The sequence below is a fragment of the Chania multitudinisentens RB-25 genome (assembly GCF_000520015.2).
GTDB lineage: Bacteria > Pseudomonadota > Gammaproteobacteria > Enterobacterales > Enterobacteriaceae > Chania > Chania multitudinisentens.
Window position 1 is genome coordinate 4,276,849 of sequence record NZ_CP007044.2, and the last position, 25,424, is coordinate 4,302,272.

The 25,424-nt window shown below is 52.3% G+C and carries 19 protein-coding genes; 8 read left to right on the forward strand and 11 right to left on the reverse strand.

All coding sequences use genetic code 11. From position 1 onward, the window contains the following. Positions 1-47: 47 nt before the first annotated feature. The 3 genes from focA (at position 48) to pflA (ending at position 4,290) form a co-directional block, all read left to right on the forward strand. Entirely contained in the window at positions 48-908 is an 861-nt protein-coding gene (gene focA / locus Z042_RS18925) for a formate transporter FocA (RefSeq protein ID WP_024911909.1), read from the forward strand. A gap of 60 nt (positions 909-968) precedes the next feature. After that, positions 969-3,251 (forward strand): formate C-acetyltransferase, encoded by a 2,283-nt coding sequence (gene pflB, locus Z042_RS18930; RefSeq protein ID WP_024911908.1) that lies wholly within the window; start codon positions 969-971, stop codon positions 3,249-3,251. A 298-nt stretch (positions 3,252-3,549) separates the two neighbouring features. Continuing rightward, positions 3,550-4,290 (forward strand): pyruvate formate lyase 1-activating protein, encoded by a 741-nt coding sequence (pflA, locus tag Z042_RS18935; protein ID WP_024911907.1) that lies wholly within the window; start codon positions 3,550-3,552, stop codon positions 4,288-4,290. 50 nt (positions 4,291-4,340) lie between these two features. Here the strand turns inward: pflA and Z042_RS18940 are convergent, their stop codons facing one another. The 11 genes from Z042_RS18940 to lrp form a co-directional block, all read right to left on the reverse strand. Continuing rightward, positions 4,341-5,483 carry an MFS transporter gene (locus Z042_RS18940; protein WP_024911906.1) on the reverse strand — a complete coding sequence of 381 codons (1,143 nt, stop codon included), beginning with the start codon at positions 5,481-5,483 and terminating at the stop codon, positions 4,341-4,343. A gap of 150 nt (positions 5,484-5,633) precedes the next feature. After that, positions 5,634-6,200 carry a ferredoxin-type protein NapF gene (napF, locus tag Z042_RS18945; RefSeq protein WP_024911905.1) on the reverse strand — a complete coding sequence of 189 codons (567 nt, stop codon included), beginning with the start codon at positions 6,198-6,200 and terminating at the stop codon, positions 5,634-5,636. Continuing rightward, on the reverse strand, positions 6,200-6,808 hold the full coding sequence (gene dmsD, locus Z042_RS18950; protein WP_024911904.1) for a Tat proofreading chaperone DmsD: 609 nt from the start codon (positions 6,806-6,808) through the stop codon (positions 6,200-6,202). Before dmsD ends, napF begins: the two co-directional genes overlap by 1 nt. A 46-nt stretch (positions 6,809-6,854) precedes the next feature. Further along, entirely contained in the window at positions 6,855-7,715 is an 861-nt protein-coding gene (locus tag Z042_RS18955) for a DmsC/YnfH family molybdoenzyme membrane anchor subunit (protein ID WP_024911903.1), read from the reverse strand. 1 nt (position 7,716) lies between these two features. Further along, on the reverse strand, positions 7,717-8,334 hold the full coding sequence (locus Z042_RS18960; protein WP_024911902.1) for a DMSO/selenate family reductase complex B subunit: 618 nt from the start codon (positions 8,332-8,334) through the stop codon (positions 7,717-7,719). Between the two features lie 10 nt (positions 8,335-8,344). Continuing rightward, positions 8,345-10,798, reverse strand: a complete 2,454-nt coding sequence (dmsA, locus tag Z042_RS18965) for a dimethylsulfoxide reductase subunit A (RefSeq protein ID WP_024911901.1) — start codon at positions 10,796-10,798, stop codon at positions 8,345-8,347. 386 nt (positions 10,799-11,184) lie between these two features. Further along, positions 11,185-12,477, reverse strand: coding sequence for a serine--tRNA ligase (gene serS / locus Z042_RS18970; protein ID WP_024911900.1), 1,293 nt, complete (start codon positions 12,475-12,477; stop codon positions 11,185-11,187). Between the two features lie 110 nt (positions 12,478-12,587). Next, complete coding sequence (locus Z042_RS18975) at positions 12,588-13,931, reverse strand: replication-associated recombination protein A (protein ID WP_024911899.1); 1,344 nt, start codon at positions 13,929-13,931, stop codon at positions 12,588-12,590. Positions 13,932-13,939: 8 nt separating this feature from the next. After that, a complete protein-coding gene (gene lolA, locus Z042_RS18980) occupies positions 13,940-14,551 on the reverse strand; it encodes an outer membrane lipoprotein periplasmic chaperone LolA (protein WP_024911898.1) in 612 nt (203 codons plus the stop codon). Positions 14,552-14,745: 194 nt separating this feature from the next. Next, positions 14,746-18,144: a DNA translocase FtsK 4TM domain-containing protein gene (locus Z042_RS18985; protein WP_024911897.1), complete on the reverse strand. Its 3,399-nt coding sequence runs from the start codon at positions 18,142-18,144 to the stop codon at positions 14,746-14,748. A 120-nt stretch (positions 18,145-18,264) separates the two neighbouring features. Further along, positions 18,265-18,759 carry a leucine-responsive transcriptional regulator Lrp gene (lrp, locus tag Z042_RS18990; RefSeq protein ID WP_021804943.1) on the reverse strand — a complete coding sequence of 165 codons (495 nt, stop codon included), beginning with the start codon at positions 18,757-18,759 and terminating at the stop codon, positions 18,265-18,267. A 676-nt stretch (positions 18,760-19,435) separates the two neighbouring features. On the opposite strand from lrp, the gene trxB reads away from it, so the two are divergent. The 5 genes from trxB (at position 19,436) to infA (ending at position 25,278) form a co-directional block, all read left to right on the forward strand. Then, entirely contained in the window at positions 19,436-20,407 is a 972-nt protein-coding gene (trxB, locus tag Z042_RS18995) for a thioredoxin-disulfide reductase (RefSeq protein ID WP_024911896.1), read from the forward strand. A gap of 249 nt (positions 20,408-20,656) precedes the next feature. Next, positions 20,657-22,423 carry a heme ABC transporter permease/ATP-binding protein CydD gene (gene cydD / locus Z042_RS19000; RefSeq protein WP_024911895.1) on the forward strand — a complete coding sequence of 589 codons (1,767 nt, stop codon included), beginning with the start codon at positions 20,657-20,659 and terminating at the stop codon, positions 22,421-22,423. A 2-nt stretch (positions 22,424-22,425) separates the two neighbouring features. Further along, positions 22,426-24,165 (forward strand): heme ABC transporter ATP-binding protein/permease CydC, encoded by a 1,740-nt coding sequence (gene cydC, locus Z042_RS19005; RefSeq protein WP_024911894.1) that lies wholly within the window; start codon positions 22,426-22,428, stop codon positions 24,163-24,165. A 59-nt stretch (positions 24,166-24,224) separates the two neighbouring features. After that, positions 24,225-24,953, forward strand: coding sequence for a leucyl/phenylalanyl-tRNA--protein transferase (gene aat / locus Z042_RS19010; RefSeq protein WP_024911893.1), 729 nt, complete (start codon positions 24,225-24,227; stop codon positions 24,951-24,953). A 106-nt stretch (positions 24,954-25,059) separates the two neighbouring features. Then, positions 25,060-25,278, forward strand: coding sequence for a translation initiation factor IF-1 (infA, locus tag Z042_RS19015; RefSeq protein ID WP_002211347.1), 219 nt, complete (start codon positions 25,060-25,062; stop codon positions 25,276-25,278). Positions 25,279-25,424 lie beyond the last annotated feature (146 nt).

The following is a 25,424-nucleotide window of genomic DNA, read 5'->3' on the forward strand; positions in this document are numbered from 1 at the left end:
GCTAGTATCTCATTGCATTATTTTAACCCTTAAGAGCGAGAGTTAGTGTGAGAGCTGACAACCCCTTCGACATGCTGTTACCTGCCGCGATGGCGAAAGTCGCCGAAGATGCAGGGGTCTATAAAGCTACCAAGCATCCGCTAAAAACCTTTTATTTGGCGATTACTGCCGGCGTATTCATTTCTATTGCCTTTGTTTTCTATATCACCGCCACCACCGGCACTTCTGCCGTTCCCTTTGGCCTGGCCAAACTGGTGGGAGGGATCTGCTTCTCCATGGGGTTAATGCTGGTTGTGGTCTGCGGCGCAGACCTGTTCACTTCCACCGTGCTCACCGTGATTGCCAAAGCCAGTGGCCGCATCACCTGGGGCCAACTGGCCATTAACTGGTTGAATGTTTATATCGGTAACTTATTAGGCGCATTAGTTTTTGTTGCGCTGATCTGGTTTTCTGGCCAATACATGGCGGCAAACGGGCTATGGGGCCTGAACGTTTTGCAAACGGCTGACCATAAGCTGCATCACACCTTTGTCGAAGCCGTCTGCCTCGGTATCCTGGCGAATCTGATGGTTTGCCTGGCGGTCTGGATGAGCTACTCTGGCCGCAGTCTGATGGACAAAATGTTCGTTATGATCCTGCCAGTGGCCATGTTTGTCGCCAGTGGTTTCGAACACAGTATCGCCAACATGTTTATGATCCCTATGGGTATTGTGGTTAAGCATTTCGCCACGCCAGAGTTTTGGCAAGCCATAGGGGCAGCACCTGAGCAATTTGCTCATCTGACCGTAAGCAATTTCATTACTGACAATCTGATTCCTGTCACCATTGGTAACATTATTGGCGGCGGTCTGCTGGTTGGGTTGACTTATTGGGTGATTTATCTGCGTGACGGTGAACAGAAACACTAATCTGTTCGCTGGCACAGCGCCGGGTTTACAAAGAAATTCACATTAGAAGGTAGGTGTATAATGACCGAACTTAACGAGAAGTTAGCTAACGCATGGGAAGGTTTTAGCGAAGGTGACTGGCAGAAAGAAGTCAACGTTCGTGACTTCATCCAGAAAAACTACACTCCTTACGAGGGTGATGAATCTTTCCTGGCCGGTGCCAGCCAAGCCACCACGACCCTGTGGGACAAAGTGATGGAAGGGATCAAACTGGAGAACCGCACCCATGCGCCAGTTGATTTCGATACTAACGTCGTATCTACCGTTACTTCTCATGATGCGGGCTATATTGTCAAAGATCTGGAAACCATCGTGGGTTTGCAGACTGATGCTCCTCTGAAACGCGCGCTGATCCCTTTCGGCGGCATTAAAATGGTTGAAGGTTCCTGCAAGGTTTATGGCCGCGAACTGGACCCACAAGTGAAAAAAGTCTTCACCGAATACCGTAAGACCCATAACCAGGGCGTATTCGATGTTTACACCAAAGACATTCTGAACTGCCGTAAGTCTGGCGTATTGACCGGTTTGCCAGATGCTTATGGCCGTGGCCGTATCATTGGCGACTACCGCCGCGTTGCCTTGTACGGCATCGATTTCCTGATGGCTGATAAGCTGAAACAGTTCAAGTCGCTGCAAAGCAAGCTGGAAAGCGGCGAAGATCTGGCCATGACCATCCAGTTGCGTGAGGAGATCGCTGAACAGCACCGCGCACTGGGCCAGATGAAAGAAATGGCGGCCAAATACGGCTATGACATTTCTGCTCCAGCTAAAACCGCACAGGAAGCAGTACAGTGGACTTACTTCGGTTACCTGGCCGCGGTTAAATCTCAGAATGGCGCTGCCATGTCCTTTGGCCGTGTCTCAACCTTCCTTGACGTGTTTATCGATCGCGACATCAAGGCCGGTAAACTGACAGAAGGCCAAGCTCAGGAACTGATTGACCATCTGGTGATGAAACTGCGTATGGTGCGCTTCCTGCGTACCCCTGAATACGATGAGCTTTTCTCCGGTGATCCAATCTGGGCAACCGAATCCCTGGCTGGTATGGGGGTTGATGGCCGTACTCTGGTCACCAAAACCAGCTTCCGTTTCTTGAACACCCTCTACACCATGGGGCCGTCTCCAGAACCGAACATGACCATCCTGTGGTCTGAAAAACTGCCGTTGAACTTCAAAAAATACGCAGCGAAAGTGTCTATCGACACTTCCTCCTTGCAGTATGAAAACGACGATCTGATGCGCCCAGACTTCAACAACGATGACTATGCCATCGCCTGTTGCGTCAGCCCAATGATTGTCGGCAAACAAATGCAGTTCTTCGGTGCGCGTGCCAACCTGGCGAAAACCATGCTGTATGCCATTAACGGCGGCGTAGATGAAAAACTGAAAATCCAGGTTGGCCCGAAAGAAGCCCCAATGATGGATGAAGTGCTGGACTATGACAAAGTCATGGATCGCATGGATCACTTTATGGACTGGCTGGCCATGCAGTACGTGACATCGCTGAACATCATTCACTACATGCATGATAAATACAGCTATGAAGCGGCATTGATGGCACTGCATGACCGTGACGTTTGCCGCACCATGGCCTGTGGTATTGCTGGCCTGTCCGTTGCTGCCGACTCCCTGTCTGCGATCAAATACGCCAAAGTTTCCACCATCCGTGATGAAGACGGCCTGGCCGTTGACTTCAAAATCGAAGGTGAATACCCGCAGTTCGGTAATAACGATGCACGCGTTGACGACATCGCTTGTGATCTGGTTGAACGTTTCATGAAGAAAATTCAGAAACTGCATACCTACCGCAATGCGATACCGACTCAGTCGGTTCTGACCATCACTTCTAACGTGGTTTATGGTAAGAAAACCGGTAACACGCCAGATGGCCGCCGTGCCGGTGCGCCATTCGGCCCAGGTGCCAACCCGATGCATGGCCGCGATCAGAAAGGGGCTGTCGCCTCCCTGACTTCCGTCGCCAAACTGCCGTTTGCCTATGCGAAAGATGGGATCTCTTACACCTTCTCCATCGTACCTAATGCGTTGGGTAAAGATGATGATGTGCGTAAAGCCAACCTGGCAGGCCTGATGGATGGTTATTTCCACCACGAAGCCTCCATCGAAGGGGGCCAGCATCTGAACGTTAACGTAATGAATCGTGAAATGCTGCTGGATGCGATGGAACACCCGGAGAAATATCCGCAGTTGACTATCCGCGTTTCCGGTTATGCCGTGCGTTTCAACTCGCTGACCAAAGAACAGCAACAAGACGTGATTACTCGTACTTTCACTCAAACGATGTAATCCACTCAGCCAGTGGGCGGTGTTACCCGCCCACCGGAAAAAACACCAAGGCCGGATATTCCGGCCTTTTTTGCTACATGACGTTATGCCCAATATCTTACAAAACGTTATCAGAGCCAGGCTGTGGCTGATAAGACGAAGGGTATATACTGAAAGATATTCGGCCACTAACCGGCCAGCAAGAATCGTTTCACTCCGGTACTGGGCCAGCCCCGTTGCCGCATCGCTGATACCTTCTGGCGGTTACCAGCCAAATTGCAGACTGCGTTTGACAGTCAATATTGGAGAAAAACCCGCAATGTCGTTAAAAGGCCGCATCCACTCTTTCGAATCCTGTGGCACCGTTGATGGCCCCGGTATCCGTTTTATTGTTTTCTTCCAGGGCTGCCTGATGCGCTGCCTGTATTGCCATAATCGCGATACTTGGGATACCCATGGCGGAAAAGAAGTGACCGTAGAAGAACTGATGACCGATACCGTCGCTTATCGCCATTTCATGAATGCTTCCGGTGGCGGTGTAACGGCATCCGGCGGCGAGGCTATTTTACAGGCAGAGTTTGTGCGTGATTGGTTCCGCGCCTGCCACCAGGAAGGCATCAATACCTGCCTGGATACCAACGGCTTTGTGCGCCGTTACGATCCGGTTATTGATGAACTGCTGGATGCCACCGATCTGGTGATGCTTGATTTAAAACAGATGAATGATGATATCCACCAGAATCTGGTCGGGGTTTCCAACCACCGCACGCTAGAGTTCGCCCGTTATCTGGCGAAACGCAACCAGCGCACCTGGATCCGCTACGTGGTGGTTCCAGGCTGGTCAGACGATGATCAATCAGCGCATCTGCTCGGTGAGTTCACCAAAGACATGACCAATATCGAGAAAATCGAGCTGCTGCCTTATCACGAACTGGGCAAGCATAAATGGGTGGCAATGGGCGAAGAATATAAGCTGGACGGCGTTCACCCTCCCAAAGCTGACACCATGGATCGCGTTAAAGGGATTCTGGAAAGTTACGGCCATACGGTGATCTATTGATCGCCATGAAGGTGTTTAAAAAAACCGGCGTGAATGCCGGTTTTTTACTTTCAGGCCGCCAACGGTGTGTGATGACGGTTTGGTTTTTTCAGCAGCATCACCAGATAAATCAGTGCCATCGCAGCAATCATCACAAACAACAGCTGATCGGAATAATTTTGCATCAACATTGAGGTCATTGATGGCCCTAACAGGCTGCCGATGGTATAGCTCATCAATAATGCCTGATTCATCGCCACCAGTTCATGCGGCATCACTTTTTCACAGGCCCAGGACATGGCGACGGGATACAGGGTAAAGCCGGCACAGCCCAGAATAAACAGCACCGGAGCCATCGCATAGTTACCCAGCATCGCGATGCTGGCGAGGATCACCACAAACACCTGAATACGCAGCACCAGCAAGCGGCCATAGCGATCGGCCATCCGCCCTACTGGCCATTGGCCGACAATGCCCGAACTGACCAACAGGGCCATCCAATACCCCACGTTCGCGTCACTCATCCCCTGGTGAGCCAGATAAAGCGGCATCAAACCGTACAGCGACCCCAGCACCATCCCAGAAATAATGCAACCGTTGATCCCCAACCGCGCACTACGGCGCTTAAGCATTGACCAGACGGCTGCCTGCTGTGGTTCATCACTCTGATTGTTCACGCGGGCAAACAGCATTGGCAACATCGCTGCCATGACAATAGTGGTTACCCAGGGAAGCACATTCAGCAGCTCGGTGGAAACCATGCTCAGCAACAGTTGCCCTGCCACCGTGCCCAAATAGTACACCATCATATAGGCCGCCAGCAGTTGGCCACGGTTGCTCAAGTTACCACTGCGTAGCAGAGCGCTTTCCACAATCACCCAGATCCAGGCACACCCTACTCCGGCAAAAAAGCGCCATCCCATCCAGCTCCAAAAATCCAGAGACAGCGCCATTCCCGCAGTGGCAACGGCAAAAACCAAACAGGAAAAATGATAGCTGCGAGTAAACCCAATGTGTTTGATCAGTTTGCCCGCCATCAGCGTGCCTACCAGGTTGCCGGTAAAATAAGAAGAACTGATCATCCCCACCTGCCAGGTTGACAGCTGAGCATGAGTTAACCAGAGAGGAACTAACGTATTCAAGACGGCAATAGAAACCGTGAGCAACAACAAACCGCAGAGCAGCAACAGCACTGGGCGGGAATAGGCGGACATCATCAAATTGAAACCGAACACTTGAAGAAAGTGCGCGCATCATGCCACTGGCGATAAAAAAGTCAATCGATGATTAAGTGTTCACCGCACAATATGTTTATACCCTCCGGTTTAAAGCCAGAGCGTGAAAAACGCGGGGATCATTCCCGATTATATCCTCGCAGGTAATGATTTTTCACCCAGAGGAGCAAGCAGGATATGCCCATGAAAACACGATAATTTACATAATCCACAACCATTACAGAGTTCGTTATCGCACTGCAATTGGCGGCCACCTTCGACGGATACGCTGAAAACCAGCGCCTGCTGCGGGCAGTTAATCATGCACATCCGGCAACTGTCCTGCCGCCCAAGGCAACTCAGGCTGATTTGCGGGCGTAGCAAGGTGTCACAGGGCATTTGATCACGCAGCGCCCCTGTTTGGCAAGCTGTGGTACATTTCAGGCAAATATCACATTCGGTGAAATCGATACTCAGCGCCGCCTTGTCTTGAGTGATACTCAATAAACCATACGGACAACGGCTCACGCAGGCACCACAGCCATTGCATAACGCACTGAATAAGGGATCGGGTAATGCCTGAGGCGGGCGGGCCACCACGGGCAATCCCAAAGACAGCGCTTCCTGCGCTGGCAACTGTTTACTGCGATCCCTCCAGCCCGTCAGCAATCTGCGTCGGCTAGTGCCTTGCGGTGTGAGTTGCTGATTATTTTTCATCAGTAATACAGCTCCAACTTCACCTGAGGTGCCGGGCCATCTGCGGCCCAGGCGGCCAGCGTGGCTTGAGCCAACTGTGCCAATCCCTGATAGAACGGATGCCCGGCGTGCTGCTGTAACAATGCCAAATAACGTGGTGCCCAAGGTAATAAGTGCTGTGCCAGCAGTTCACTCACCAGCGCCTGCTGTTGCTCTTCTGCCAACCAAGCCGCCAACATCAGTAAAGTTCCGATATGGTCTTCCGGCTCATTGTGCTCGCGTTGCGCTTCGATACCCTTCACCCGCAACCACTGACGTAAGCGTAACGTTGAATCACCAAACAGCACGCTTTCTTTATCCAGATAGACGGAACCCCAAGGCGGAGCCGCTAAAGCATAAGGGCCAACAAACAGGCGCTGATAAGCTTCTGCCAGCGTCTCCGGCTGATTATCCGCAACGCCTGCGGCGAGCAATGCCGCAGCCTGCTGCCCCCCCTCATAAGGCCACTCTGCAATCCACTGTGGCTCCTGCAAGGTTGCCAGCAAAGGCTGGCATTCCTTACTTTCTGGGGGCGCATACAGCAGCACCCCAAGCACCCGGCCAGTTAACGCGATTTTTTCGAGCATCATAACTTGAACTTCTCCAAAGGTGCCGCACGCTACGCTCAGTCAAACCTCAGCCACCCACCGTCATACCCACGGTCATGTGCAAACCATAAAACACACCGCGGCCAATCAATTCACCCGCAAAAACCAATGCCAACCCCAAGCTCAACCCCATCGCTCCTACGTTGCTACGGCGTAACAGAGGGCAGATCCAGCAACCTAATCCCAATACCAACAATACCAGCCGCCATACCATCAGTTGGCCATATTGTGGGATCAACGCCGTAGCCTGCTGTACCGAACTACTGATAGTCGCCAGTTCACTGCTTTGCAACAGTGCGGAGCACAGGCTGAGTAATAGCGCCAACACGCTGATCATTGCCAATGGGTAACGCCCTGCCACTTCCAGCCCGGCAGTATGCAGCAGCAGCACCCCCAGCAATGGCCCACCGAGAAACACCGTTAGGAAGAAATCTAGAGTAGTATAAGCGTTATGCCAGGTCGGCACGGTTTCAATCTGGTAAACGCGTGTCATGGCATAAACAAACAGCACGCCTAGTATCATGATCACGATTAACCATATTTTGCTCAACGTCAGCGGCAATTTTTTCAGCATGGCCGATAGCCAGTACAGGCCACCGACTGCAAAAAACAGCGCACCGCTGGCAATTTCGTTGCTCAATGCCGAATCACCGATACGGTTCAGTGAATTAAAAGCCCGCAGCGGTGTACCCAAATGCAGCACCGAGGCAACAAACGCAATACCCATCAGCAGCCACAGGTAGAACATCGAACGCTGTACCGCTTTGCTTTGGCGATCAGTCAGATTCCCGGCGATCAACGCCAGCCCCATGACGATTACGCCGCCCACCACAAACTGCCCTAATACGGTGAACACCATCAGCGGCCATTCATGCCATCCCATTCCCATGTTAAACCTCCTTCGGATTGGCCAGATGGCCAGTAGTGTCACCACTTGGGCGGCTGTTGGCGTTCGGTTTCAGCACAATGCAAGGTTTGGTGAAATGAGCCGCCGGTAACGGAGCCACCTCTGCCAGAGAGCCATGCTGCTTACGCAGTGCATCAATCGGGCCGAAATCCAACGCCCGTAGCGGGCAAGACTCCACGCATACCGGTTTTTTCCCGCTACTCACCCGCTCATGGCAGCCATCACATTTGGTCATATGGCCTTTTGCCGCATTATACTGCGGTGCGCCATACGGGCAGGCCATGTGGCAGTACCGGCAGCCGATACAAATCTCTTCGTTCACCACCACCAAACCATCTTCCCGCTTGTGCATGGCACCACTTGGGCACACCTTGGTGCAGGCGGGATCTTCACAGTGGTTACAGGCAATTGACAGATAATAAGCAAACACATTCTGATGCCAGCTATCGCCCTCTTGCAGCCAGTCGCCCCCAGCATATTCATAGATACGGCGGAAACTGACGTCCGGCGTTAGGTTTTTATAGTCCTTACAGGCCAGCTCACAGGTTTTGCAGCCAGTACAACGACTTGAATCGATAAAGAATCCATATTGCGCAGTCATCAGCAACTCCTTAAATTTTGGCGACCTGAACCAGATTGGTATGAGAAGGGTTCCCTTTGGCAAGCGGCGAAGGACGCTGAGTGGTCAGTACGTTAATACTGCCCGCGTGATCGATATGGCTGCCATCCGGTGCATACCAAGCCCCTTCTCCCAACGCAACCACCCCTGGCAACATACGCGGTGTCACCTTGGCATTGATACGCACTTCTCCGCGATCGTTGTAAATGCGGATCAAATCACCATTGCCAATGCCACGGGGTTTCGCATCAATCGGGTTGATCCACATTTCCTGGCGGCAAGCGGCTTTCAACACATCAACGTTACCGTAGGTAGAATGAGTCCTTGCCTTATAATGGAAACCGGTCATTTGCAGTGGATACTTGTTACTCAATGGATCGGCGGGGCTTTCAAAACCTGCTGCATAAATTGGTAACGGATGTATCACGTCGTCTTCTGCCAGTTCCCAACTGGCCGCCAGCTCCGCCAGTTCCGTGGAATAGATTTCAATCTTGCCGGAAGGTGTGGTCAGCGGGTTCGCCTGCGGATCGGCACGGAACGCTTTGTACGCCACATGATGGCCCTCAGGATCACGCTGTTTGAAGATCCCTTGCTGCAAGAACTGTTCATAATCAGGTAATGCAGGGATTTCTTGGCGGGATTGCTGATAAAGATGGCGCAGCCACTCCTCCTGAGTACGGCCTTCGGTAAACATCTGCTCAACCCCCATGCGGCGAGCGATCTCACTGGTCATGTCATAGATGTTTTTGCATTCAAAACGCGGCTTGATGGCCTGACCGGCAAAAATGACATACCCCATATTGCCGCTTGAGGCATCCAAACAAAAATCTCGCTGCTCGGAAGCTGTACAATCCGGCAACACCAGATCTGCATATTTCGCCGATGCCGTCATATGGTTATCGATCACCACAATCATTTCGCACTTCTTGTCGTCCTGCAAAATGTCATGAGTCCGATTGATTTCAGAGTGCTGATTAATCAGGCAATTACCTGCGTAGTTCCAGATAAACTTGATGGGAACATCCAATTTATCCTTACCACGCACGCCATCACGTGTGGCGGTCATTTCCGGCCCGCGCAGAATGGCATCCGTCCACAAAAACATGGAGATACTGGTTTTCACCGGGTTTTCCAGAGTCGGCATCCGCACAAACGGTAGCCCGTAAGATCCTTCTCGTGCCCCACTATTACCACCGTTAATCCCCACGTTACCGGTCAGGATCGGCAGCATGGCAATAGCACGCGAGGTTAACTCACCGTTAGACTGGCGTTGCGGCCCCCAGCCCTGGCTGATATAGGCGGGTTTCACACTGCCGATTTCACGCGCCAGCTTGATGATGCGATCGGCCGGGATACCGGTGATTTGCGCCGCCCAGGCCGGCGTTTTCGCCACACCATCGTCGCCCTGCCCCAGAATATAGGCTTTGTAGTGACCATTGTCTGGAGCCCCTACAGGCAGGGTTTTCTCATCATAACCAACGCAATAGGTGTCCAAGAAAGCCTGATCAACCAGATTCTCAGTGATCAGTACATGTGCTAACCCAGCCACCAGTGCCGCATCGGTGCCTGGGCGGATCGGTATCCACTCATCTTCACGCCCGGCGGCAGTATCGGTATAGCGTGGATCGATCACAATCATGCGGGCATTGGAATGTTCACGCGCTTGTTCCAGCAGATAGGTGACCCCACCACCGCTCATGCGGGTTTCACCGGGGTTATTACCAAACATGACCACCAGCTTGCTGTTTGCAATATCGGTCGGGCTATTACCGTCTGCCCAGCCGCCATAGGTATAATTCAAACCCACAGCAATCTGGGCCGTGCTGTAATCGCCGTAGTGATTCAGATAGCCACCGCAGCAGTTCATCAATCGGGCAATCAGCGTAGCACCGGGTGGCCAGGAACGTGTCATGGTTCCCCCCAATGTTCCGGTGCCGTAGTTCAGATAGATAGCTTCGTTACCATAATCCTTGATGATGCGTTGCAGGTTATCGCCAATCAGCGTGAAAGCTTCATCCCAACTGATGCGTTTGAATTTGCCTTCCCCACGCTTGCCAACCCGCAGCATCGGGTATTTCAGACGGTCGGGGTTGTACACACGGCGGCGCATCGAGCGCCCACGCAGGCAGGCTCGTACCTGATGCAATTCTTCATATGCATCGTTGCCCGTATTGTCGGTTTCGACATATTTAATTTCACCATCAACAATGTGCATACGCAGCGGACAACGGCTGCCGCAGTTTACGGTACAGGCACTCCAAACTACTTTTTCATCCGGTTGCGTAGTGGTAGATCCAGCCGCAGGAGATTCTGCACTCGCTTGGCGGCTGAACGGCAGGGAAACCCCACCCGCAGCGAGTGCAAGACCAGCGATAGCGCCGCTTTTAACCAACTTGCGGCGCGAACAGGGTAGGCCAGATAAGGGATTTCTTTCAGATTCACTCATAATGGTTTCGCTCTGGGTTGCTTCAGTTAGCCAACAGAGTGGCAACAACAAAATTTGCAATTAACGTATTACAGCCTGCCAAAGACAGGTCAGATTTAAACACGCAGGCGAAGGTATTTTTATTGTGTCCTGCGCATAGCAAAACTATCCTCCTAAAGAGGTAGTCCAACCTTGTTTGCAATCAATAAATAGTTGATATGAATGGTTTTATTGATAATGATTTCTATTTCGTATTTTATTATTCACAACCCGGTAGGGTAGGCTTATGAAATAACAGGAAGAAGCGGAAATTAGGTAACAAGAGGAGGGATTATCGAAAACAGATTTTTGGGCGCTCTAACACAAAAAGCACCCAAAGGTGCTTTTTGCGGTCATACACAGTGCAATTAGCCGATATATTCCAAGCCACCCATATAAGGGCGTAATACTTCAGGCACCTGAATACGGCCATCGGCCTGCTGGTAGTTTTCCAGCACAGCCACCAAGGTGCGACCTACGGCTAAACCAGAGCCGTTCAGCGTATGTACCAGGCGGGGTTTTTTCTCGGTTTTGCTACGGCAACGCGCCTGCATACGGCGCGCCTGGAAATCCCACATATTGGAACAGGAGGAGATCTCACGATAGGTATTCTGTGCAGGCAACCACACTTCCAGATCGTAGGTTTTGCAGGCGCCAAAGCCCATATCGCCAGTACACAGCAGCACTTTGCGGTACGGCAAATTCAGCAATTGCAGCACTTTCTCTGCATGGCCGGTCAGTTCTTCCAGCGCCGCCATGGAGTCTTCCGGGCGTACAATCTGCACCATCTCAACCTTATCGAATTGGTGCATACGGATCAGACCACGCGTATCACGACCATAAGAGCCCGCTTCAGAACGGAAGCAAGGCGTATGCGCCGTCATCTTCAGTGGCAGATCGTCTTCTTCAAGAATTTCATCACGCACCAGATTGGTGACGGGCACTTCTGCTGTTGGGATCAGAGCATAGTTACTGCTTTCTGATTCTTCTTCCAGCGGTTTGGTATGGAACAGATCTTCACCAAATTTAGGCAACTGGCCAGTTCCATACAGAGTCGCATGGTTCACCAGATAAGGAACATAGGTTTCCAGATAGCCGTGCTTTTCGGTATGCAGATCCAGCATAAACTGAGACAAAGCGCGATGCATGCGAGCCATTTGCCCTTTCATCACCACAAAACGCGCACCGGTCAATTTTACCGCAGCGGCAAAATCCAAACCGCCAGCCATCTCACCCAGCTCGACGTGATCGCGCACGGCAAAGTCGTATTGACGCGGTTCCCCCCAGCGGCTGACCTCCAGATTTTCGCTGTCGTCTTTGCCATTCGGCACCGCATCGTCCGGCAGGTTTGGCAGTACCAAGGCGTAATCACGGATTTCACCTTGCAGCTTATCCAGTTCGGCTTTCGCAGCGTCCAGCTTTTCACCCAACTCGTTCACTTCGCGGCGCAGTGGCTCAATGTCTTCACCACGCGCTTTGGCTGCGCCGATGGATTTCGATCGGGAATTACGTTCTGCCTGTAGGGTTTCAGTTTCTACCTGCAAAACTTTACGACGTTCTTCTTGCGAACGCAGCAGGTCCAGATCGAGTTTAAAGCCTCTGCGAGCCAGTTTTACGGCGACTGCGTCTAGCTCATTACGCAGCAGATTGGGATCGAGCATGCTAATCCTGTACTTGTTGTTATTGAAAGAATATTTATTGATTCATGCTGCCAATAAATAGCCGCATAGAATGAAGAATAATACCCGCTAACCTTACCGCAACGGCAACGCTAGCGGTAGCGTTTTGTCTGGCTATTTTGATCCTGTTCAGCGAGCCATGCCAGCTTCTCACCGATCTTCCCTTCCAGCCCGCGTGAGGTGGGATGATAGTAGCGCGTAGTGGCCATTTCTGGCGGGAAATAGCTCTCTCCGGCTGCATAGGCATTGGGTTCATCATGTGCATAGCGATACTCTGCCCCCAATCCCATTTCTTTCATCAGCTTGGTGGGCGCATTGCGCAGGTGATCCGGTACATCGTAATCGGCCATCTCTTTGGCATCACGCATTGCGGCTTTGAAAGCGGTATAAACAGCGTTGCTTTTGGGTGCACAGGCCAGATAAACAATTGCCTGCGCGATAGCCCGTTCCCCTTCCGCAGGCCCAACGCGGGTGAAACAATCCCAAGCAGCGATCGCCACCTGCATACCACGTGGATCGGCATTGCCAACGTCTTCGGAAGCGATGGCCAGCAAGCGGCGCGCCACGTAGAGAGGATCGCCGCCGGCAGTAATAATACGTGCATACCAATACAGTGCTGCATCCGGTGCTGAACCACGCACCGATTTATGCAGCGCAGAAATCAGATCGTAATAGCGATCGCCTTTGTTATCGAAGCGCACGCTACGTTCACCAGAAACTTCTTTCAGCAATTCCAGCGTTAATACCCGCATGCCCTGGCCATCAATTTCGGCCATATCGGCCATCATCTCCAGGCTGTTAAGCGCACGGCGGGCATCGCCGCCCACCAATTCCGACAGCATACGCTTGGTTTCTTCCGGCAACCGCACATTCTGGCCGCCAAAACCACGGCCAGCATCTTTCATCGCCTGTTCCAGCACTTGGCAGATATCATCGGCGGTCAGCGCCTTCAGCAGATAGACACGCGCACGGGATAACAGTGCCGAATTCAGCTCAAAAGACGGGTTTTCCGTCGTTGCACCGATAAAAGTGATGGTGCCATCTTCAATATGCGGTAAAAATGCGTCCTGCTGGCTTTTGTTGAAACGATGTACCTCGTCAACGAACAGAATAGTGCGGCGGCCCGCATCGCGGTTTTGCCGCGCTTGTTCAATGGCTTCACGGATTTCTTTGATACCGGAGGTAACTGCGGAGATCCGCTCAACGTCCGCCTGACCATAACGGCCAATCAGTTCTGCCAGCGTCGTTTTCCCGGTTCCTGGTGGCCCCCACAAGATCATCGAGTGCAGTTGCCCAGCCTCAATGGCCCGTGGCAAAGGCTTGCCAGGTGCCAACAAATGCTGCTGACCTATGTATTGTGCCAGCGTTGTTGGCCGCATACGCGCAGCCAATGGTTGAAATTCATTGTGGGAAAAATCGAGCGACAGATTACTCACGTGAACCTCTACTTCCGCTGGTCGTCCAGCGTCACCCCCTTCGGCGGGGTAAATTTGAATTTGGCCGCGTCAACGTTGGCATTTTGCTGACTTTTCAACTGATAGGCACTGCGTTGACCATCTTGCTCAACCGCAGTAAAACTCTTGATAGTGCCACTGTTGGTTACCGTAATCGCAAACTGTTTCAGATTGCCACTGCTGGCTTTTGGCGTCAGTTCGAAATCATCGCCCTTCTGCTTAACGTTGTACTGTTTCCAATCACTGGCATTGTTGCGGGTAATCAGCATGAATGGCGTGTTGCCGGTAGCATTTTTCAACCAGGTAGCGGTAACCTGCTCAACGAACGGATTATAAAACCACAGCGTTTCACCGTCAGACACCAAAACGCTCTCATCTGGAGAAGTCATGTGCCAGTTAAACAGATTCGGGCGTTTTACCCACAACTCGCCTTCCCCTCTTTGCACCTCGGCACCATCACCGCTGGTCACTGATTGGGAAAAACTGGCGTGGAAACTGTTCACTTTCGCCAAACGCTTTTGCAAATCTTGAGCAGCATCTGCCAACACTGAGGTCGATACAAATCCCGAAAGCAGACAACAGATAACAAACCCTTTTTTCATTATTCCAGATACCTTATGAAATGCATTTACCGCAAGGCAGTGCCGTGCGAGCCAAACCGCCCTGAACTCTCAGCACTGTACCTGAAGCCCCAAACGGACAGCTAGGCCAATATGCCAAGAAAAGCGCGGGTTTACGCTTCTTTGCACAAGGGCCGCTAAAGCGGCCCTTTATTATTGCTACATGGATATAACGGTCAATCATGCCGAGGTGGAGCCAGCACTTCACGGTTGCCGTTGTGCCCCTGCTCACTGACAATCCCCTGTGCTTCCATCTGTTCGATGATACGCGCAGCACGATTGTAGCCAATACGGAATTGACGCTGTACGCCAGAAATAGAAGCACGGCGTTTATCCACCACAAACTCCACAGCCTGGTCGAACAACGGATCCAACTCTTCATCTCCGTCTAAATTACCGCCGGCCCCTCCCTCTGCATCGTCATCGCCGCTGATAATTCCGTCTTTATATTGAGGGCGCTCACGCGCTTTCCAATCTTTAACCACGGCATGCACTTCCTGGTCACGCACAAAAGCACCGTGTACACGCACCGGAATTGATGAGTTCGGCGCCAGATACAGCATGTCCCCCATGCCCAGCAAGGATTCAGCCCCGCTCTGATCGAGAATGGTTCGGGAATCGATCTTGCTGGAAACGGTGAAAGCGATACGCGTTGGGATATTCGCTTTGATAAGGCCCGTAATCACATCCACAGAAGGACGCTGCGTTGCTAATACCAGATGGATACCCGCAGCACGCGCTTTCTGTGCAAGGCGGGCGATCAGCTCTTCCACTTTTTTACCAACCGTCATAATCAGGTCAGCAAACTCATCCACCATCACCACAATGTAGGGTTCTTTTTCCAACACTGGTGGGGTGATATCCATGCTGTCGCTGGGTTTCCAGAACGGGTCCGGGATCGGCCGGCCCATGGCCTCAGCCTGATCGACCCGTTCGTTATAACCCGCCAGGTTACGCACACCCAGCGCCGACATCAGCTTATAGCGGCGTTCCATCTCCGCAACGCACCAGCGCAGCGCGTTGGCGGCATCTTTCATGTCGGTGACCACATCGGTCAGCAGATGTGGAATACCTTCGTAGACTGACAATTCCAGCATTTTCGGATCGATCATGATAAAGCGCACTTCTTTTGGCGTGGCCTTATACAAGATACTCAGGATCATGGCATTGACCCCGACCGATTTACCGGAGCCCGTGGTCCCTGCCACCAGCAAGTGCGGCATTTTACCCAGATCAGCCACCACCGGTTGCCCGGAAATGTCTTTGCCCAAAACAATTGCCAGCGGTGACGAATTATCACGGAATGCTGGGCAATCCAGCACCTCTCGCAGATAAACCGTTTGACGTTTGATGTTTGGCAGCTCGATACCGATGTAAGGTTTACCTGGGATCACCTCAACCACGCGCACTGCCGATGTGGACAAGGAGCGCGCCAGATCGCGCGAAAGATTGGAAATACGCGCAGCTTTAACACCGGGAGCCAGCTCCAACTCGAAACGTGTAATTACCGGGCCAGGTAAAATGTCAACAACATCAGCTTTTACCCGATAATCCGCCAGACTGGCCTCAACCAAACGTGCTTTTTGCTCCAAAGCAAATGAATCGACAGGCTCTACCTCTTTCGGGGCTTCCGTCAGCAGATCCAGCGTTGGCAGTGGCGTAGTCGGTTTTTGCAACGGCAAATCGTTACGCATCAGGAATGGATGGATCAGGCTATCCATCGCTGGCTGCTGTGGCGCAGTGGGTGCCATTTGCGAATAAGGCTCAGGCTGATAAGTTGGCGTTGACGGGCGGGCGGCTGAGTACACCGGCTCTTCTGGCGCAAGCTGGCCGAAAGGCACATCGTCCTCTTGCTCGCTTCGCTGCTCAATACGCTCTTCAAGCTGTGGTGATAACGTGAACAACGGTTCCGTTGGGCCATCATCAACCAAATCGGCCATGGGCGAGAAACCAAAGGTAGCGCTGATATCAACCGGGGCAGCGCCAGATAGCGGAGCTTGTTCACCATAACGAGCCTGTTGCTGTTGAGCAAAAGCCTGACCAAGGGCTGCTTCATGCACAGCATCTTCATCATCCTGCTGATATTCTTCGCCATAACGCTGGCTTTGCTGCTCGGCAAATGCCTGACGCAAGGCGGCCTCTTGCAGAGCTTCATCATCAACGTCCACCTGCGGTTCTTCTTCACGGTTCCGCTGTTCCTGCTCTGCAAGACGCTGTGAAGGCAACTTGATACCGTAGGAAGCCAGCTCACGCCGGGTTGGAATACGTACAGGGTTCGGGCGCGGCAATTCGGGGCCGATACCTTGCTTGGTTTGAGAATGACTGTCGCTGTTGGCGGTAAACGCAGGCATAAACGTATTGACCACCGTGCTACCGGCATTGGTTGCAGCCGCTGATGGCGGTTTCACTGGCTCCAAAGGAACTTCGCGATCGCTGGCGCTGAACCCCGGTACTCCATGAATATCGACGTTCTCATGCGGCTCAGTGGCAGAAAAACCAAACGGTGATTGCTCACGCGGTGGCGTGATTGATGCATTCCAATCACCCAGGCGCGGTTCATCTTCATCTTGATAAGGATCTGCCAGATGGGGTGTTTCTGGTGTTTGCTCTGGGATCTCAAACGAATACAGCGGCGGCGTATTATATTCTGCCGGATGCTGAACATTTGAAACCAATGTCGCTGATGCGGCATTCTCCGCGGCCTGAACCAACGTAGCTGGCATTACCGGCACTTCCACCTGCGCAGGCACAACCACAGGAGCGTTGCTATCTGTGGCACGCAAACCATTCAGTAACGGATCGTCATCTTCTTCCTGCGCCATTTCAGTCACCGAAGGGGCAGAAAACAGCACATCATCATCTATATCATCTGCCATGACCGCGGCGGCGTTATGTTTATTGCCCAGCTCAGGCTCTTCGACAACCATTTCGTCATCATCGTAATAACGATCATCACGACGTGAGCGGTTGGTCATAAAAGTCGCGAGCCCCAGAACCACACCGCCGATTTTTTCAGCAATAACCAGCCAAGACCAACCGGTGAACAGTGTTAACCCTGCCGCCCAAACGCATAGCAGTGCCAGCGTGGCGCCAATACCATTGAACCAGGGCAACATGGCGTTACTCAGCAAGCTGCCAATCACGCCGCCAGAGGCAAAATAGTAAAGATCGTCAACGTTCAGGGCTGCCAGACCACACGAGGTAAGCACCAGTGCCAGAGTGCCGATCAGGCGCAGCGATAACGCAAAATAGTCAATGTAATCATGATGATTACGCTGGCGATATCCCGCCCAGCACAGAATCATTATGATAGGGGGGATCGCGTAGGCAAGCACCCCGAAAGTGAAGAACAAGGTGTCGGCCAGCCATGCACCTACCCCGCCCCCCAAATTATGGATAGGTTCATGCCAAGCCGTTTGCGACCAACTGGGATCAGAGGGATTAAAACTGACCAGTGCGGCCATAAGGTAAACGGCAAAAATCGCCACCACGATCAACAAAGCTTCGAGCAAACGCCGCCCGCTACTGAGTTTTTTCAGGGTAACTTCTTTATCTTCTGTATATTCCTGGCTCAAGAAAGGCTCTCCAGGTTCCTGTTAGCGGGCATAGTAACAGCGCCGAGAGGCTTCCTCGGCGCCAAAACTGTATGAATAAACAGGAGTATAGCGAATTTAATCAGGTTTTGCACCTGAACCTTACCGTGTTTTGATCACCAGACGGTTACTCTGTTTCACTTCTTCCATCACCACGTAAGTACGGGTGTCATTGACCCCCGGCAAACGCAGCAGAGTTTCACCCAACAATTTACGGTAAGCCGACATATCAGGTACACGGGTTTTCAACAGATAATCGAAATCACCGGAAACCAGATGGCACTCCTGAATTTCTTCAAGCTTCTGTACTGCTGAATTGAACTGCTCAAACACATCCGGCGCACCGCGGTTCAACGTGATTTCCACGAAAACCAGCAGGGAAGCGTCCAGATAATGCGGGTTTAGCAATGCGGTATAACCATGGATAAAACCCTGACGCTCAAGACGGCGCACACGTTCTAAACATGGTGTTGGAGATAACCCCACGCGTTTCGAGAGCTCGACGTTCGAAATCCGCCCATCCTTTTGTAATTCATTCAGGATGTTACGGTCGATACGGTCAAGATCTTTACCTGGGCGTTTTTTAGTGTCTACCATTATTATTGTCTCTCTTATGTTCTTCCCTGCACTTGCCACACCCTAGCCAACGTCAATGTGCAAGGGTTTGTTCCAAGCGAAGACCCGATGTTTATGATAAGCGGCCAATTCCCCTGAAACGGGGGATATTTACTGCCATACCAACTGCCCAACTGCTTACACTCCCATCTTCCGCCGTTGCACAGCCTGTCTGTCACCCTGCACAACGAATGCAAATGATGCTAGCGATCAAGAAGAAAGCTCCCATCCTCATTTCCTCAACCAGGCGACAATGCATTGCCTCGTTGTTGCAAATACATACAATTTGCTACGGGTATGAGAATAATTTCTTCTTCCTATGATGTTTTCGCAAAAGCCCAGCGGATTGTCAAAGTAAAAGAAGCAAAATCAGAAGAACGTTCCGCCAAGAAAACAGCGCACCCCATTTTTAGTTATGAGTCTCTGTATAAAAAAGCCAAGAAATTAGCTGCAAACATACAAATTTTCACACATTGGTTGCACAAAATCTCTTTCGAATTTCTATGAGTGACATTTTACTTCTCAGAGAAGAAAAAGCGCCCCATAGACCGTTGCTATTGAACAAATCGTTAACAACATTTCTCGAGGCTTTTTTTACTGCTGCATTTTCCCTACAATCGTTACCATTGTCCGCCATTGTGGGAAAAAGAGGTTATTCATGGGCACGGTTAAACATAGTAAATTACTGATTCTGGGCTCTGGCCCGGCAGGCTATACCGCCGCAGTTTACGCAGCGCGTGCAAATCTAAATCCGGTGCTGATCACCGGTATGGAACAAGGCGGCCAGTTGACTACCACGACCGACGTCGAAAACTGGCCTGGCGATGCCGAAGGGCTGACTGGGCCAGCGCTGATGGAACGTATGCGTGAGCATGCTGAAAAATTCGACACTGAAATCGTCTTTGATCACATCAACAGTGTTGACCTGCAAAACCGCCCTTTCCGCCTGTTTGGCGACAGCGGCGAATACACCTGTGATGCCCTGATCATTGCCACCGGTGCTTCTGCTCGTTATCTGGGGCTGCCAACAGAAGAAGCGTTCAAAGGGAAAGGCGTTTCCGCCTGCGCGACCTGTGATGGTTTCTTCTACCGCAATCAGAAAGTGGCGGTGGTTGGAGGTGGAAATACCGCCGTCGAAGAAGCCTTGTATCTGTCCAACATTGCCGCTGAAGTACACCTGGTTCACCGCCGTGATAGCTTCCGTTCGGAAAAAATTCTTATTAACCGTTTGATGGATAAAGTGAAAAACGGCAACATCGTTCTGCATACCAATCGCACTCTGGATGAAGTGCTGGGTGATGAGATGGGGGTGACCGGTGTTCGTCTCCGCAGCACCAAAGCTGAACATGAAACCGCAGAGCTGGCCGTTGCGGGTGTGTTTATCGCTATCGGCCACAGCCCGAATACCAGCATCTTTGCTGAACAGCTTGAATTGGAAAACGGCTACATCAAAGTGCAATCCGGCATTCATGGCAACGCGACCCAAACCTCTATTCCTGGCGTATTTGCCGCAGGCGATGTGATGGATCATGTCTACCGTCAGGCCATCACCTCAGCAGGTACTGGCTGCATGGCTGCGCTGGATGCAGAACGTTACCTTGACGGTATCGCGCAAACTGAAGTGCTGTAAATTCCCCCTCTTTAAATCGACCTTCACCAATAAGGCAGCTTAATTGCTGCCTTATTCACTTTCTATTGCAGTGCTAAACCGTCAATGACGCTTCAGTTTGCCAGAGAAAGGGTATATTTGTTTTCAGTCTGCCAAGTGACGAGGTAACATTAGCGCTCACATGTTTCGCTTCAGGTTGAGGCAAACAGTTTTTTTAACAGTACGTTAACCTGGCCTGTTGTCACAGGCAGCGGCGATGCAGACTACCTGATGAAAAAAACCAGACAGCACCAGTTAACCCGTTGGCTCAAAACCCAAAGCGCACTGACGCAGCGTTGGTTGCGCCTTTCCATGTTACTTGGCCTGATCAGCGGTATTTTGATTGTCGCTCAAGCCTGGCTGCTGGCCTCTCTGCTGCATGCCTTGATTATCGAACACCAACCTCGCGGCGAACTCGTTTCTTCGTTTATCTGGCTGGCAGCCACCTTTGTACTGCGAGCATTGCTAAGCTGGCTGCGTGAGCGCGTTGGTTTTATCTGCGGGCAAGTGATCCGCCAGCGCATGCGGGCACAAGTGCTAGATAAGCTGCAACAGCTTGGCCCCGCTTGGGTTCAGGGAAAACCCGCCGGCAGTTGGGCCAGCATCATCATAGAACAGATCGAGGATATGCAGGACTACTACGCGCGCTACCTGCCACAAATGTATCTGGCCGTATTTATCCCGCTGCTGATCCTGATCACCATTTTCCCGATAAACTGGGCCGCCGGATTTATTCTGCTGGCTACCGCTCCGCTTATCCCGTTATTCATGGCTCTGGTCGGTATGGGCGCAGCAGATGCCAACCGCCGTAACTTTGTGGCACTGGCACGGCTCAGTGGCAATTTCCTTGATCGTCTGCGCGGGCTTGATACGCTACGGCTGTTCAACCGCGGGCAAGCAGAAACAGAACAGATTGCCAAATCATCGGAAGATTTCCGCCAGCGCACCATGGAAGTGTTACGGATGGCCTTCCTTTCTTCCGCCGTACTGGAGTTTTTTGCCTCTATCTCCATCGCCGTTGTGGCGGTTTATTTTGGCTTCTCTTATCTCGGTGAGCTGAATTTCGGTAGCTACGGTATCGGAGTGACGCTGTTTGCCGGCTTCCTGGTGCTGATTCTCGCGCCAGAGTTTTTCCAGCCATTACGCGATCTCGGCACCTTCTACCATGCCAAGGCACAGGCCATTGGCGCCGCCGAAGCGCTAGAAACCTTCCTGGCCGCCGAAGGTGAGCAAATGGGTAATGGGGCGCAGCAGCTGAATACTGCAATACCGCTGGCGTTACAGGCTCAAGAGTTGGAGATCCTCTCACCGAACGGGGTGCGGCTCGCCGGGCCACTCAACTTTACTTTATCCGCTAACCAGCGTATTGCGCTGGTTGGGCTAAGTGGCGCAGGAAAAAGTTCATTGCTCAATCTGTTGCTCGGCTTCCTGCCATACCGCGGTTCGTTGCAGGTCAACGGGACTGAATTGCGCGAACTGGCGGCGGCAAACTGGCGCCAGCAGCTTGGCTGGGTCGGCCAGAATCCGCACCTGCCAGCACAAACACTGCGAGATAATATTCTGCTCGGTTACCCCGAAGCCAGCGAAGCTCAACTCCAGTTGGCAATTGAACAAGCCTATGTCAGTGAATTTCTCCCCTATTTGCCAAACGGGTTGGAAACCGATTTAGGTGACGGCGCAGCGCGCCTTTCTGTCGGGCAAGCACAACGCGTGGCGGTAGCACGAGCTCTGCTCAGCCCGCGCCAATTGCTGCTGCTGGATGAGCCCGCTGCCAGCCTGGACGCGCACAGTGAACGCTGGGTCATGCAAGCGTTGAATGATGCCTCACGCCAGCAGGCTACCTTGCTGGTGACACACCAGTTGGAAGACACTGAGGATTACGACCAGATTTGGGTAATGGATAATGGGCAAATCGTTCAGCAAGGCGATTACACCACGCTCAGCAAACAACCCGGCCTGTTTGCCAATTTGATTGCACACCGCAGTGGGGAGTTATAATCATGCGTGTTTTGCTACCCTTTCTGGCCTTATACCGCAGGCACACCTTCCTGATTTTCCTGGGGATTATTCTGGCAATCGTGACACTGCTGGCCAGTATCGGGTTACTGGCGCTTTCAGGCTGGTTCTTGGCAGCTTCTTCATTGGCCGGTTTGGCTGGTTTATATACCTTCAACTATATGCTGCCAGCGGCAGGCGTGCGCGGAGCCGCAATTTTCCGCACTGCTGGGCGCTATGCCGAACGGGTTGTCAGCCACGATGCCACTTTCCGCGTGCTGTCGCACCTGCGGGTGTTTGCCTTCAAAAAAATCCTGCCACTGTCACCCGGCGGCATTGCCCGTTTTCGCCAAGCCGAGCTGCTGAACCGTTTGGTGGCCGATGTCGATACGCTTGATCACCTCTACCTGCGCGTTATTTCCCCCTTAGTCAGCGCTGCGGTTGTGATTATCGTCGTCACTTTCGGCCTTAGCTGGCTGGATGGCCCGTTAGCCTTGACGCTCGGTGGGATTCTGCTGCTCTTGCTCCTGCTGATTCCCCCGGTTTTCTATCACGCGGGCAAACCGATAGGTGGAGAATTAACCGCTTTGCGCAGCCAATACCGCACTGAACTGACCTTCTGGCTTCAAGGCCAGGCTGAGTTGGTTGTGTTCGGTGCTTTAGATAGGTTCCGTGCCGCATTAACAGCGACCGAACACCATTGGCAACGGCGGCAATGGCAACAGGCCTCCTTGGGAGGAATGGCCCAAGCGTTAATGATCCTCGCCAGCGGTTTTACCGTCACCCTGCTGCTTTGGTTGGCGGCGGCGGGTATCGGTGGTGATACGCAACCCGGAGCGCTGATTGCCCTGTTTGCTTTCGCTGCATTGGCCTCTTTCGAAGCGATGCTGCCCGTTACGGGCGCTTTCCAACATTTGGGCCAGGTGATTGCTTCCGCAACGCGAGTAAAACAGATCATCGACCAACAGCCGGAAGTGTCTTTCCCAGAAAATGGCCCCGCAGCGCAATCTGGTGCCGCACTGAATCTGCACAATGTTACTTTTACCTACCCCGGCCAGCCTCTTCCGGTGTTGCACAACATTGGACTGGATATCGCTGCGGGTGAACATATCGCGCTGTTAGGGCGCACTGGCTGCGGCAAATCTACTCTGTTGCAATTACTGACGCGAGCCTGGAATGCCAGCAGCGGTGAAATTCAGCTCAATGGTCAACCATTAAATGCCTATGATGAAGCTACGCTGCGCGCCATGACGACCACCGTCAGCCAGCGAGTTCATATTTTCAGCAGTACGCTGCGCGAAAACTTGCGCATCGCCGCCCCAAAAGCGAACGATGAGAGGTTGAAAAGCGTGCTGCAACAGGTTGGGCTGGATAAATTGCTGGAAAACGAAGGATTACATGCGTGGATGGGGGACGGAGGTCGCCAGCTTTCCGGCGGCGAGCAGCGCCGCTTGGGGATCGCCCGAGCATTGCTGCACCAAGCTCCGCTGTGGCTGCTTGATGAACCGACCGAAGGGCTGGATGCAGAAACCGAGCAACAGATTCTAGCTCTGCTGCGCCAGCACTGCCGTGATAAAACGCTGATTCTGGTGACTCATCGCCTGTACGGCCTGGAGCATTTCGATCGTATCTGTGTAATGGACGGTGGCAAGATTGTGGAACAGGGCCACCATGCTGCGTTGCTGCAACAGCCAGGCCGTTATGCCCAATTCCGCCAGCGGATCGGTAATATATCTCCTAAATAATTCGATATGACACGAATATATCGCTGTAAAGTGGCCTGTAAGCAACGCTAAGGAGTTTTATGCGTATTGTTAAACTCTCTCCGCAATCCTTGGTGTTTCCCTCGCCAGAGGGGGCTTTGCGCGAGCCTAATGGCCTGTTGGCCATGGGTGGCGATCTGGCACCTTCACGCCTGCTGGCCGCCTACGAACGCGGTATTTTCCCCTGGTTCTCACCAGGGGAACCGATTTTATGGTGGTCACCCGATCCCCGCGCCGTGATGTTCCCTGAGGAATGCCACGCCAGTCGCAGCCTTAAGCGCTTCCTGCGTAACAACCCATTCCAAATCACCCTTAATCACGACTTTGCTGCGGTGATTGCCGCCTGTGCACAACGGCCCCCGGCAGAAGGAACCTGGATCGGCCCAGAAATACAACAGGCCTATTTACAACTGCACCGGCAGGGAAACGCCCATTCCGTTGAAGTCTGGCAGGGTGATGAACTGGTTGGCGGGCTGTACGGTGTTGCTCAAGGGGCACTGTTTTGCGGTGAATCCATGTTCAGCCGCACTGCTAACGCCTCAAAATGCGCCTTAATGGCATTTAACCGCCATTTTACCGCTTATGGCGGAGAATTGGTTGACTGCCAGGTGCTTAACACTCACACTGCTCGGCTTGGAGCGAGAGACATTCCCCGCCGCCAATTTTTGCAGCTGTTGAGCAACCTTCAGCGCAAGGTGTTAGCGCCGGAATGCTGGCTGCCACAAGTCATACCCCCACAGCAGGTTGAACCACCCTCCCCAGCAGGCTAATTTTGCGGAAACGGTGTATTGTTCACCGACACTTCTTTACATAATGTGGGTTTTTCGGCATTATCTTGCCGTTTAAAAACGAAGGTAGTTACACCTAGAGGATTCGATGGCCAAAGAAGACAATATTGAAATGCAGGGCACCGTTCTTGATACGCTGCCGAACACCATGTTCCGCGTTGAATTGGAAAACGGGCACGTGGTAACCGCTCATATCTCCGGTAAAATGCGTAAAAACTATATCCGCATCCTGACGGGTGACAAAGTCACTGTAGAGCTGACCCCGTACGACCTGAGCAAAGGCCGCATTGTCTTCCGTAGCCGTTAATCGGCTCACCCGTTGCCAATGCGTGGCAACGCCGAGGATGTGATCCCTCAGAAGCCCTTTCCGTTTACCCCCGCAGCAGCGTTCAACACCGAGTTGCTATTGGCGCAGGTAAACTGAGAGGGCTCACTTATTTCTATACCGCATGA